This is a genomic window from Streptomyces sp. NPDC089915, from assembly GCF_040684675.1.
Lineage (GTDB): Bacteria > Actinomycetota > Actinomycetes > Streptomycetales > Streptomycetaceae > Streptomyces.
In genome coordinates this window covers 1-12,236 of sequence record NZ_JBFBGN010000177.1, presented here as the reverse complement: position 1 = coordinate 12,236, position 12,236 = coordinate 1, and the positions used below count along the sequence as shown (strand labels likewise).

General features: G+C 72.0%; 11 protein-coding genes, 2 pseudogenes and 1 riboswitch. Of the genes and pseudogenes, 10 read left to right on the top strand and 3 right to left on the bottom strand.

The window, feature by feature from the left end; translation table 11 throughout:
- Positions 1-78: 78 nt before the first annotated feature.
- Both AB0O29_RS31590 and AB0O29_RS31585 read right to left on the bottom strand, forming a co-directional pair.
- Positions 79-816 carry an NAD(P)H-binding protein gene (locus AB0O29_RS31590; RefSeq protein ID WP_365158505.1) on the bottom strand — a complete coding sequence of 246 codons (738 nt, stop codon included), beginning with the start codon at positions 814-816 and terminating at the stop codon, positions 79-81.
- A gap of 153 nt (positions 817-969) precedes the next feature.
- The gene (locus AB0O29_RS31585) at positions 970-3,339 is read right to left on the bottom strand and encodes a chitinase C-terminal domain-containing protein (RefSeq protein ID WP_365158502.1); all 2,370 of its coding nucleotides are present in this window, start codon (positions 3,337-3,339) and stop codon (positions 970-972) included.
- 297 nt (positions 3,340-3,636) lie between these two features.
- Positions 3,637-3,766, top strand: a riboswitch (FMN riboswitch).
- Between the two features lie 152 nt (positions 3,767-3,918).
- Between AB0O29_RS31585 and ribD the strand changes: the two genes are divergently transcribed.
- From ribD to AB0O29_RS31535, 10 genes and pseudogenes are all read left to right on the top strand, one after another.
- Positions 3,919-5,049, top strand: coding sequence for a bifunctional diaminohydroxyphosphoribosylaminopyrimidine deaminase/5-amino-6-(5-phosphoribosylamino)uracil reductase RibD (gene ribD / locus AB0O29_RS31580; protein WP_365158499.1), 1,131 nt, complete (start codon positions 3,919-3,921; stop codon positions 5,047-5,049).
- Positions 5,050-5,673, top strand: a complete 624-nt coding sequence (locus AB0O29_RS31575) for a riboflavin synthase (RefSeq protein WP_365158496.1) — start codon at positions 5,050-5,052, stop codon at positions 5,671-5,673.
- Entirely contained in the window at positions 5,670-6,323 is a 654-nt protein-coding gene (locus tag AB0O29_RS31570) for a nicotinamide mononucleotide transporter family protein (protein ID WP_365158493.1), read from the top strand. The genes AB0O29_RS31575 and AB0O29_RS31570 overlap by 4 nt, the downstream gene beginning before the upstream one ends.
- A complete protein-coding gene (locus AB0O29_RS31565) occupies positions 6,320-7,624 on the top strand; it encodes a bifunctional 3,4-dihydroxy-2-butanone-4-phosphate synthase/GTP cyclohydrolase II (protein WP_365158490.1) in 1,305 nt (434 codons plus the stop codon). The genes AB0O29_RS31570 and AB0O29_RS31565 overlap by 4 nt, the downstream gene beginning before the upstream one ends.
- A 67-nt stretch (positions 7,625-7,691) precedes the next feature.
- Entirely contained in the window at positions 7,692-8,177 is a 486-nt protein-coding gene (gene ribH, locus AB0O29_RS31560) for a 6,7-dimethyl-8-ribityllumazine synthase (protein ID WP_042817356.1), read from the top strand.
- A gap of 58 nt (positions 8,178-8,235) precedes the next feature.
- Entirely contained in the window at positions 8,236-8,508 is a 273-nt protein-coding gene (locus AB0O29_RS31555) for a phosphoribosyl-ATP diphosphatase (RefSeq protein ID WP_351888748.1), read from the top strand.
- 68 nt (positions 8,509-8,576) lie between these two features.
- Positions 8,577-9,425: an ATP phosphoribosyltransferase gene (gene hisG / locus AB0O29_RS31550; protein ID WP_365158485.1), complete on the top strand. Its 849-nt coding sequence runs from the start codon at positions 8,577-8,579 to the stop codon at positions 9,423-9,425.
- A gap of 85 nt (positions 9,426-9,510) precedes the next feature.
- On the top strand, positions 9,511-9,975 hold the full coding sequence (locus tag AB0O29_RS31545) for a PH domain-containing protein (RefSeq protein WP_365158482.1): 465 nt from the start codon (positions 9,511-9,513) through the stop codon (positions 9,973-9,975).
- Between the two features lie 199 nt (positions 9,976-10,174).
- Positions 10,175-11,578: a hemolysin family protein gene (locus tag AB0O29_RS31540; protein WP_365158479.1), complete on the top strand. Its 1,404-nt coding sequence runs from the start codon at positions 10,175-10,177 to the stop codon at positions 11,576-11,578.
- A pseudogene (locus AB0O29_RS31535) lies at positions 11,575-12,141 on the top strand (CNNM domain-containing protein); the annotation flags it as partial. The gene AB0O29_RS31540 and the pseudogene AB0O29_RS31535, both read left to right, overlap by 4 nt.
- A 1-nt stretch (position 12,142) precedes the next feature.
- Here AB0O29_RS31535 and AB0O29_RS31530 read toward each other — a convergent pair.
- Positions 12,143-12,236: pseudogene (locus AB0O29_RS31530) on the bottom strand (carboxyl transferase domain-containing protein); the annotation flags it as partial.

Here is a 12,236-nt window from a genome sequence, read left to right as displayed (position 1 = left end):
AACGACTTTACCAGTGCGTTGACTGGTGTTCTGACGTGTGCTCTTCCTTTCTCCCGCACCCGCCCCCCCCCGCTACCGCTACCGCGCCAGGAACTCGCCGAAGGTGACGCGGCCGACCGCACGGTCGGGGGCAAGGATCCCGCCCCGCCGGAACCCCGCGTACGCCCGCCCCGCCATCGGCACCCCCACCACCCGCCGTCGGCTGCCCACCGCCGCGAGGTACGCCCGACCCCACTCCTCCAGGGTCCGGACCTCCGGCCCGCCCATGTCGGCCACCCGCCCCGCCGCCTCCGGTACCGCCAGCTCCACGAGCCGGTCCGCGACCTCCTCGACGGCGATGGGCTGCACCCGTACGCCCCTGGGCAGCGGCACCACCGGCAGCGGGAGCCGCGCCGCGGCGCCGGCGACCTGGGCCACCAGGGTGTGGAACTGGGTGGTCCGCAGGATCGTGACCCCGAGCCCGGACCCCTCCAGCATCCGCTCCACCCGCAGCTTGGTCCGGTAGTAGCCGAACGGGACCACGTCCACCCCGACGATCGAGATGTAGACGAGGTTGGTGACGGTCCCGGCGCGCCGGGCCGCCTCGATCAGGTGCCCGGCGGCCACCTCGTCGCCCCCGCGCGGGGAGCTGGCGCAGTGGACGACCACCCGCACGCCCGCCATGGCCGCGTCCAGCCCAGCGCCGTCGCGCAGGTCGACCGGGTACTCGGCGGAGGACCGGCTCAGCGCCCGCACCTCCCGGCCCTGCTCCCGCAGCGTGCGGACGACGAGGGCCCCGAGGTTCCCGGTGCCGCCGGTGACGAGGATGGTGCTCATGGTGGGGGTGTCCTTCCCTGGGAGTGTCTGTCCCCCAGGGGACAGACCGGAGTCCCGGAACGTGACACCGGCGCGCGGAGAACCCCGCAGACGTGCGAGGACCCGGTGGCCGCCGGGCCACCGGGTCCTCACGCTCACGTCACCCGGACGGGGTCAGCAGGCGCCGAGATCCTGCCAGACGCCCCACTGCCCGGTGGTGCCGGGCTCCTCGTTCTGCGTCCACCACTGGGCCTTCCAGTTGTGGCCCTTGTGCGAGACGACGGTCCCGCCGTTGTAGATCGTGCCCGCCACGTACGCCGGGTTGGCGCAGGTCCCGCCCGGCGGCGTGGTCGGCGGCGTCGTCGGGGGAGTGGTCGGCGGCGTGGTGGGAGGCGTGGTCGGCGGGGTGGTCGGGGGCTGGCTGCCGCCCGGCTCCGTCACCGTGGTGCCGCGCGCCAGGTCGCCGGCGAGGGCGTACGTGGTGCCGGAGATGTTCACCGTCCAGTTGGAGGGGGTGGACACCGGCAGGTAGTAGTTGAACGCCAGGTCCACCGAGGCGCCCGGGGCCAGCGTCTGCCAGGCCGGGAGCTTGAGCGAGACCCGCTGGAAGTCGCCCTTCAGGCCGCCCACGTTGGGGCCGGAGTGGCCGGTGGCGATCACCTTCGTGCCGAAGCCGGACTGGTCCGAGGCGTTGGCCGGGGCCGAGGTGCCGTAGTCGAACTGGAACTCGGTGCCGCCGGGCAGGGTGCTCTTCGTGTTGTTGGTGATCTTCAGCTTCGGGGTGATCGGGTAGTTGGAGTCACCCAGCTTGAACTCGGTGAACTCCGTCTTGATGTCCACGGCCTGGGCGGGCAGCTGGCCGCCGGCCTTCTTCGCCCCGTAGGGGGAGGCCGCCTTGAACTTGTCGTACATCAGGGAGGTGAGGGTGTCGCCCATCTCGTACTGGCCCTTGGCCGCGTTGTACGCGTAGTCGCCCGCCAGCTCCCAGACCATCGTGCCGCCGATGCCCTTGTCCACGACGTAGTCGGCCTTGGCGGCGACGGACTGCTCGTCCTCCGTCGACAGGAAGACCTTCTTCTGCGCGTTCCACAGCCACGGCGCCACCAGCGTGGAGTCGTACTTGCGGGCGTAGGTGCCGGTCAGCGTGGTGTTCGCGGGGAAGCCGTACTTGGTGACGTAGTCGCCGACGACGCCCTTCTCCAGGTTCTTCGCGTGCCACATCGGGTTCGAGCCCGCCGGGGACTCGACGCCGTTGGCGTCCAGGTCGTGCCAGAGGTTGTCGATGCCGACCGCGCCGTCACCGCACTTGGTCAGACCGGCGCCCGCCGGGCAGCTGGTGGCCGCGGCCTTGCCCCACAGGCCGTCGGTGCCGCCCTGCACGTTCTTGAAGCCGCGGGTGTAGTACGGCAGGCCGATGTTGATCCGGCCCGACGGCATCGAACCTCGGAAGTAGTGGTATGCCCAGTCGGTGTTCAGGTAGCCGACGCCGCCGTACTGGGAGGTGGAGTAGACGCCCGCGGCCGCCAGCTCGGCGTCCTTGCCGTCGTCGAAGAGGGAGGCGTTGGGGCCGACGTACTCGTTCCAGGCGCCGTGCAGGTCGTAGGACATGATGTTGACGTAGTCCAGGTACTTCTGCATCTGGAACGTCTCCATGCCCCGCAGCAGGTAGCCGGAGGAGGGGGCGGCGACGGACAGCAGGTAGTGCTTGCCGTCGGCGGCGCCCGCGCGGTCGAGCTTCTCGCGCAGCGACTTCATCAGCACCGCGTAGCCCTGGACCAGACCGGCCCGGCGGGCGTTGGACAGCTGCCAGTCCAGCGGGTTGCCCGCGTCCTTCATCGTCGTGGGGTACTCGTAGTCGATGTCGACGCCGTTGAACCCGTACTTGCGGATGAACTCGACGGAGGAGTCCGCGAAGGTGTCGATGCCCGCCTGGTTGACGGAGCCGTCGGCGTTGGTGGCCATCGAGTAGAAGCCGCCGGAGGCCACGCGGTTGCCGTCGTCGCCGAAGTAGCCGCCGGTCTCGGCCCAGCCGCCGACCGAGATCAGCGTCTTCACGTTCGGGTACTGCTTCTTGAATTTGTTCAGCAGGTTGAAGTGGCCCTTGTAGGGGAGGGCCGGGTCCATCTCGGCGCCCGCCACGCCCGGCCAGGTCATCCCGGTCGCGGCGTTGTTCGGGCCGTCGGAGCCCACCGAGATCTTGTTGTCGGAGCCGACGTGGGCGAAGGCGTAGTTCAGGTGGGTGACCTTGGACCACGGGACGTTGTTGGCCAGGTAGGCGGGGGTGCCGTCCTTGCCCGTGCGCCAGCCGGTGAAGTAGCCGATGACGCGGCGCTGGTGGTCCGCGCCCATCTTCTCGCGGCCTTCGGAGTCGTAGACGGAGCAGTAGGGGACGTCCACTCCGGGCGTCTTGTACAGCCCGTCGGGGCGACAGCTCTCGTTGTCGGCGGCGTGCGAGACGCCCGCGGAGAGCCCGCCGACCAGCAGGCCGGCGATCGCGGCGCCGGATGCCAGCAGCATCGCTCTCGTACGTGTGGGGGACGGCATGGTGCCTCCTGGGGAGGGGAGGATGGCAGGGCCAAGGTGCGGCAACAGGCATGGAGGTGGCGCTGGTTGGCCCGTGACGTGCGCACGTCGGCAGGCCGGCTCCCGGGAAGATGAAGGGAACGTTAAGAGGACTAGACCAACCCGTCAATAGGTCTGGACCAACCTCGGATCCGGCGCGTTCACGACACGGCTGGCGCAATAGGAACGCTCGAGAACGGTGGTCTTGTGAGCCAGGCCACAGCGGTTCACCCGCATGGCCGCCGATCCCCCGTGGCACACTGGCCCTAGTACCAGTAGCAGCGCACTCCGGGGTCGGTGTAATTCCGAACCGGCGGTATAGTCCGCGACCCGTCCGCATCCAGCGGCCGGTTGACCAGGTGAAATTCCTGGACCGACGGTTAAAGTCCGGATGGGAGGCAGTGCGCGGCGGGCAGTCATCGGTACGCCGCCGCCGGCGGTCCATCGGCGTATCCCCAGGGATACGTGTCGGACGGACCGTGTTTTCCGGCCACCGGCGTCCCCGTATGTGCTGTTCCGCTTCATCTGTCGTATCCCGACAGGCCCCGGAGTCCGTGCCCGATGAGGCAGGAGGACCCGGTGGCGACACACGCCGCGCAGGCAGCACCCGACCCGAGCGTCACCGCGATGCGCCGGGCCATCGAGCTGGCCTCCCGCGGACTCGGCTCCACCAGCCCCAACCCCGTCGTCGGCTGCGTCATCACCGACCCCTCGGGCGCCGTCGTCGGCGAGGGCTGGCACCAGCGGGCCGGCGGCCCGCACGCCGAGGTCCACGCCCTGCGCGAGGCCGGCGGGGCCGCCCGCGGCGCCACCGCCTACGTCACCCTCGAACCCTGCAACCACACCGGCCGTACGGGCCCCTGCGCGCAGGCGCTCATCGACGCCGGGATCGCCCGCGTGGTCTACGCCGTCTCCGACCCGAACCCGCAGGCCAGCGGTGGCGGAGCCACCCTGCGCGCCGCCGGGGTCCCCGCGGAGGCGGGCCTGCTCGCCGAGGAGGCCGAGCAGGGCAACGCCGCCTGGCTGACCTCCGTCCGCCTGGGCCGCCCCCACGTGACCTGGAAGTACGCCGCCACCCTCGACGGCCGCAGCGCCGCCGAGGACGGCAGCAGCCGCTGGATCACCTCCGCCGAGTCCCGCGCCGACGTCCACCGGCTGCGCGCCGAGGCCGACGCCGTCCTCGTCGGCGGCGGCACCCTGCGCGCCGACGACCCCCACCTGGCCGTACGGGGCGTCGACGGAGCCGTCCAGCCGCTGCGCGTCGCCCTCGACACCCGCGCCGCACTGCCCGCCACGGCCCGCATCCTCGACGACGCGGCCCCCACCCTGATCGTCACCGGCGAGGACGCCGACACCCGCCACCTGCCCGGCGCCGACATCCTGCGGCTGCCCCTCCAGGACGGCCGCGTGCCCGTCCCCCGCCTGCTCACCGAGCTGTACGCCCGGGGCGTGCGCTCCGTCCTCCTCGAAGGCGGGCCCGCCCTCGCGGGAGCCTTCCTCGAAGCCGGAGCCGTCGACCGCGTCATCGGCTACATCGCCCCGGCCCTCCTCGGCTCCGGCCCCGCCGCCCTCGCCGGCGCCGGCATCACGAACATCGCCCACGCCGTACGCCTCGACATCACCGAGGCCGTGCGCACCGGCACCGATCTGCGCATCACCGCCGTCCCCACCAACGCCCCCAAGGAGCACTGAGTGTTCACCGGAATCGTCGAAGAACTGGGCGAGGTCACCGCCGTCGAGCAGCTCGCCGAGGCCTCCCGCTTCCGCCTGCGCGGCCCGGTCGTCACCGAGGGCGCCAAGCACGGCGACTCGATCGCCGTCAACGGCGTCTGCCTGACCGTCGTGGAGACCGCCGACGGCGAGTTCACCGCCGACGTCATGCAGGAGACCCTCAACCGCTCCAGCCTCGGCGCCCTGGGCGAGGGCTCCCGGGTCAACCTGGAACGCCCCATGGCCCTCGGTGGCCGGCTCGGCGGGCACCTGGTCCAGGGCCACGTCGACGGCACCGGTGAGATCCTCTCCCGCAGCCCCTCCGAGCACTGGGAACTCGTCAAGATCGCGCTCCCGGGCCACCTCGCCCGGTACGTCGTGGAGAAGGGCTCCATCACGGTCGACGGCGTCAGCCTCACCGTCGTCGAGGCCGCCGCCGACTACTTCACCATCAGCCTCATCCCCACCACCCTCGCGCTGACCACCCTGGGCATCAAGCAGCCCGGCGACCCGGTCAACCTCGAGGTGGACGTCCTCGCCAAGTACGTCGAGCGCCTGCTCGCCGCCGGCGTGAACCCGCTGCAGGCCGAGGAGGGACGGAAGTGAGCGCCCTGACCTGGCTGAACTCCGAGGCCTTCACCGCCTTCGGCCAGAAGATCATCTGGTCCGACGCCATCGGCAACACCATGGGCCTGATCGCCCTCGCCCTCGGCTGGAAGCGCTCCATATGGACCTGGCCGACCCAGTTCCTCTCCGGAGCCATCCTCTTCGTCGCCTTCGCCGCCGGCCACCTCTCCGGCAACGCCGGCAAGCAGGTCGTCGTCATGCTGGTCGCCCTGTGGGGCTGGGCCCAGTGGACCCGCGGCAAGCGGCAGGCCCAGGACGCCTCCCTCGCCGTCCGCTTCGCCTCCTGGCGCGAACGCGGACTGCTGCTGGGCGCCGCGGCCGTCGGGACCCTGGCCGTCACCGGGCTGTTCACCCTCTACCCGTGGATGTCCTGGAACCCGCTGCCGGACGCCTACATCTTCGTCGGCACCATCGTCGCCATGTACGCCCAGGCCAAGGGCCTGGTCGAGTTCTGGTTCGCCTGGCTGCTCGTCGACGCCGTCGGCGTCCCCCTCGCCTTCACCAGCGGCTACGCCTTCTCCGCCTTCGTCTACGTGATCTACGGAGCCCTCGTGCTCTGGGGTGCCTACGACTGGTACCAGCGCTCGCGCACCACCCCCGCCCCGGCCCTCGAAGGAGCAACGGCATGATCCCCGTCCTCAAGCCCGTGCCCGACCCGGCCGACGCCGGCGCCGAGGAGTCCTTCCGCCTCGACCCCGTCGAGCAGGCCATCCGCGACATCGCCGCCGGCCGCCCCGTGGTCGTCGTCGACGACGAGGACCGCGAGAACGAGGGCGACCTCGTCATCGCCGCCGAGAAGGCCACCCCCGAGATCATCGCGTTCATGATGAGCGAGTGCCGGGGCCTGATCTGCGCGCCGATGGAGGGCCCCGAGCTGGAGCGCCTGGAGCTCCCGCAGATGGTCCGCGACAACACCGAGTCGATGAAGACCGCCTTCACCGTCTCCGTCGACGCGAGCGCCGCCCACGGCGTCACCACCGGCATCTCCGCCGCCGACCGCGCCACCACCCTGCGCCTGCTGGCCAACGGCACCTCCGAGCCCGGCGACTTCGTCCGCCCCGGCCACGTCTTCCCGCTGCGCGCCAAGCCCGGCGGCGTCCTGGTCCGCAACGGCCACACCGAGGCCGCCGTCGACCTCGCCCGCCTCGCGGGCCTGCGCCCGGCCGGCGCCATCGTGGAGATCGCCGGCGAGGACGGGGTCATGCTGCGGCTGCCCGAGCTGATCCCCTTCGCCCGCAAGCACGGACTGACGATCATCTCCATCGAGGACCTGATCGCCTACCGCCGCTCCGCCGAGCCCACCGTCCGCCGCGAGGCCGAGGTCAGCCTGCCGACCGCCGCCGGCGAGTTCACCGCGTACGGCTACCGCTCCACCGTCGACGGCGTCGAGCACGTCGCCCTCGTCCGCGGCGAGATCGGCGCCGGCGACGACGTCCTCGTCCGCATGCACTCCGAGTGCCTGACCGGCGACATCTTCCAGTCCCAGCGCTGCGACTGCGGCCCCCAGCTCCAGGCCGCCATGGCCCGGGTCCAGGCCGAGGGCCGCGGGGTCATCGTCTACCTGCGCGGGCACGAGGGCCGCGGCATCGGACTGCTGTCCAAGATGCGCGCCTACGAGCTCCAGGAGCGCGGCCGCGACACCCTGGACGCCAACCTGGAACTGGGCCTGCCGGCCGACGCCCGCGACTACGGCGCCGGCGCCCAGATCCTCGCCGACCTGGGCGTGCGCACCGTCCGGCTGCTGACCAACAACCCCGACAAGGCGGCCGCCCTGGAGGACCACGGCATCTCCGTCGCCGGCCGGGAGGCCATGCCCGTCGGGGCCGGCGAGCACAACCTGCGGTACCTGCGCACCAAGCGGGACCGCATGGGCCACGACCTCCCCTGGCTGGAGGGGGCCGTGCCCACCTCCGCCTGCGGAAACCAGTAACCCCGCACCACCCACCCCCCCACCCGTCAACCCCGGTACGAACCGGAACCCCCCGAGGAGCAGAGCTGTGAGCGGCAAGGGCGCACCCGTACTGAGCGTGAAGAACTGCGGCGACCTCCGGGTGGCCGTGATCGCGGCCCAGTGGCACGAGAAGGTCATGGACGGCCTGGTGGACGGCGCCCTGCGGGCCCTGCACGAGCTGGGCATCGACGAGCCCACCCTGCTGCGCGTCCCGGGCAGCTTCGAGCTCCCGGTCGTGGCCAAGGTCCTCGCGGGCCGCGGCTACGACGCGATCGTCGCCCTCGGCGTGGTCATCCGCGGCGGCACCCCGCACTTCGACTACGTGTGCCAGGGCGTCACCCAGGGCCTGGTGCAGGTCTCGATCGACACCGGCGTCCCCGTCGGCTTCGGCGTCCTGACCTGCGACAACGACGAGCAGGCGCTGGACCGCGCCGGCCTGGAGGGCTCGAACGAGGACAAGGGGCACGAAGCGGTCACCGCCGCCGTCTCCACCGCCATGACCCTGCGGACCGTCAGCGAACCCTGGCGGTAGTCCACGGAGTGAACCCGGGCACCGGGGGGCCCGGGTGAACCCGTACCCTAAGGGCATCATGGCGAACAAGACCTTCGAAGAGCTCTTCAGCGAGCTCCAGCTCAAGGCCGCCGACGGCGACCCCAGCACCTCCCGCACCGCCGAGCTCGTCGGCAAGGGCGTCCATGCCATCGGCAAGAAGATCGTCGAGGAGGCCGCCGAGGTCTGGATGGCCGCCGAGTACGAGGGCGCGGACGCCGCCGCCGAGGAGATCTCCCAGCTGCTCTACCACGTCCAGGTGATGATGGTGGCGCGCGGGATCTCCCTCGACGACGTCTACTCCCACCTCTAGGCCGGAGCTCTTCACCGCGGGCCCCCCGCCCACACCCCCCTTACGCACCTACGCACGAAGGAAGCCCCATGCTGCGCATCGCCGTCCCCAACAAGGGTTCGCTCTCCGGACCGGCGTCGGCAATGCTCCATGAGGCCGGCTACCGCCAGCGCAAGGAGTCCAAGGAACTCGTCACGGTCGACCCCGACAACGAGGTCGAGTTCTTCTACCTCCGCCCGAAGGACATCGCGATCTACGTCGCGTCGGGCAAGCTCGACATCGGCATCACCGGCCGCGACCTGCTGCTGGACTCCGGGGCCAACGCCGAGGAGATCCTGCCGCTGAACTTCGGCCGCTCCACCTTCCGCTACGCCACCAAGCCCGGCACGGCGAAGGGCCCCGAGGACTTCGGCGGCATGACGATCGCCACCTCCTACGAGGGCATCGTCGCCAAGCACCTCGCCGACCTGGGCATCGACGCGGCCGTCGTCCACCTGGACGGCGCCGTCGAGACCGCCATCGAGCTCGGCGTGGCCCAGGTCATCGCCGACGTCGTCGAGACCGGCACCAGCCTGCGCAACGCCGGCCTGGAGGTCATCGGCGAGCCGATCCTCAAGTCCGAGGCGACCGTCATCCGCCGCACCGGCGCCGACGCCGACGACCCGAAGGCCGCGCAGTTCCTGCGCCGCCTCCAGGGCGTCCTGGTGGCCCGCAGCTACGTGATGATGGACTACGACTGCCGCGCCGAGCACCTGGAGCGCGCGGTCGCCCTCACCCCGGGCCTGGAGTCGCCCACGATCTCCCCGCTCCACAACGAGGGCTGGGTCGCGGTCCGCGCCATGGTCCCCGCCAAGGAGGCCCAGCGGATCATGGATGACCTGTACGAGCTCGGCGCGCGCGCGATCCTCACCACCTCGATCCACGCCTGCCGCCTCTAGGCCGTCCGGCCCCGGCCCGGTCACCCGACCCGGCCGGGCCGTCCGCCGCCTCCCGTACGCCCTCCCCAGAAGGCCCCACCGCACCATGAGCGAGTCCGCCGCCGAGCCCGCACTGCCCGAACTGCCGGTCACCTTCCGGCCGAACCGTACCCGTGCGGTGCTGCTGGGCGTCGGCTCCGTCATGTTCGCCACCATCACGGCGATCGCCCTGCTGCTGGAGACCCTCAGCCCCGGCGAGCGGGTCAGCTTCGTCGTCACCGCCGTCCTGCTGGGCTCCGTCCTCGTCCTGCTCAGCCGCCCCAAGGTGGTCGCGGACGAGGCCGGGGTCACCGTCGTCAACCTCACCAACACCCGCCGCCTGGAGTGGGCGCAGATCCTGCGCGTCAACCTCCGCCCCGGCGACCCGTGGGTGTTCCTCGACCTGAGCGACGGCACCAGCCTGCCCGCCCTGGGCATCCAGCCGGGCATCGCCAAGGCCCGCGCCATCGGCGACGCCCGCGCCCTGCGCGCCCTCGCCGAGATCCGTGGAACGGGCGGCACCGCCCGCTGAGCCCGCCGGACGCGGCACCGCGTCCCATTGCGGCGGCGATCTCAATGACTACCCTGGTGGGGCGGCGCACCACAGCGCCCACCCACCCGCCCCGGGACCCCGTGGCCCGTGGGCACCTGCGACCAGAGGAGTGACTCCCTCCAGCAATGGACGGATCGTCCGGTAGTACCCGCGCCGCCCTCCCCGTGGAGGCGGCGGCATGACCATCCCGCTACTCCTGCTCGTGGCGGCATTCGCCCTGATCCTCGCCAACGGTTTCTTCGTGGCGGCCGAGTTCGGCCTCGTCACGGTGGAGAAGCCCGAGGCCGAACGGGCCGCAGCCGACGGTGACCGCCGTGCCCGCACGGTGGTCGAAGCCCTGCGGGAGCTGTCCTTCCAGCTCTCCGGCACCCAGCTCGGCATCACCATCACCTCCCTCGTGGTCGGCATGCTCGCCGAACCCGCCCTGGCCGCGCTGCTGTCGAAGCCGCTCGCCGCGACGGGCCTGCCCGAGGGAGCCGTCCCCGGCGCCGCCGTCCTCATCGGCATGCTGCTCGCCTCCGCCGTCCAGATGGTCGTCGGCGAGCTCGTCCCGAAGAACTGGGCGGTCTCCAAGCCGCTCCAGGTGGCGAGGTTCGTGGCCGGCCCGCAGCAGGCCTTCTCCCGGGCCCTGCGGCCCGTCATCGCCGGTCTCAACTCCGTCGCGAACCGCCTCGTGCGGGCGCTCGGCGTCGAGCCCGCCGAGGAGATGGCCTCCGCCCGCACCCCCGGCGAACTGGTCTCCCTGGTCCGCCATTCGGCCCAGGCCGGCGCCCTCGAACAGGACACCGCCGACCTCTTCGTACGGACCCTGTCGCTGGGCGAGCTCACCGCCCAGCACGTCATGACCCCCCGGGTGAAGGTCAGCGCCCTCCAGGACTCGGCCACCGCGGCCGACGTGCTGAACCTGACCCGCGCCACGGGCCTGTCCCGGTTCCCGGTCTACCGCGAGCGCATCGACGAGATCACCGGGGTCGTCCACCTCAAGGACGCCCTCGCCGTGCGCGAGTCCGAACGCGCCCGCACCACCGTCGGCCGGATCTGCGTCGCCCCGCTGCTGGTGCCCGGCTCCCTGCCGGTGCAGCCGCTGCTGGAGCGGCTGCGCAGCGAACAGCCGATGGCCGTGGTCGTCGACGAGTACGGCGGCACCGCCGGCGTCGTCACCCTGGAGGACATCGTGGAGGAACTCGTCGGCGAGGTCCGCGACGAGCACGACCTAGCCGAGGCCGACAGTCCCGAGCTGGCCGCCGTCCCCGCCGAGGACGGCCGGCCCTCCTGGGAGGCCGACGGCAGCTGCCGCGTGCACACCCTGCGCCGCATAGGCCTGGAGGTGCCCGAGGGCCCGTACGAGACCGTCGCCGGCCTCGTCGCCGACCTCCTGGGCCGGATCCCCGCCCCCGGGGACCGGGTCGAGCTGCCCGGCTGGAAGCTGTCCGTCCGCCAGGTCCGCCGCAACCGCGCCGAGCGGGTCCGGCTGGTCCGCCTGACGGCCGCACCTCCCACCGCCGCCGAGGCCGTCCCGCAGCCCGCCCGCACCGCCGGGCGGCAGCGTGGTGAGCAGCAGCTGGAAGGCGCCGCCCGATGAACGCCCTGCAGCTCCTCTTCGCCCTGCTCCTGGTCCTGGCCAACGGTTTCTTCGTCGGCGCCGAGTTCGCGCTCGTCTCCGTCCGCCGCAGCCAGATCGAGCCCCTGGCGGCCGGCTCCAAGCGGGCCCGCCAGGTGCTGTACGGCCTGGAGAACCTGCCGCGCATGATGGCGGCCGCCCAGTTCGGCATCACCCTGTGCTCGCTCACCCTCGGCGCGGTCGCCGAACCCACCGTGGCCCGGCTGCTGGAGCCCGTCTTCGAGGCCGTCCACGTGCCCGAGGGGCTGGTCCACCCGCTGGGCTACGCGTTCGCGCTGGCCGCGGTGGTCTTCCTGCACCTGGTGATCGGAGAGATGGTCCCCAAGAACCTCGCCATGGCCGCCCCCGAGAAGACCTCCCTGTGGTTCAGCCCCGGCCTGGTGGCCTTCGCCCGCCTCTGCGGGCCGGTCACCACCGCCCTGGGCGCCTGCGCCGCGCTGGTCCTGCGGCTCTTCAAGGTGGAGCCGAAGGACGAGGTGGAGGCCGTCTACACCAGCGCCCAGCTCGGCCGGCTCGTCGAGGACAGGTCTCGGCGTGCACGTCGGCGCCGCCGAGGCCGTTCTGGGTGATCTCCTCACCGGTGACGGCGCGGACGACGTCGGGGCCGGTGATGAACATC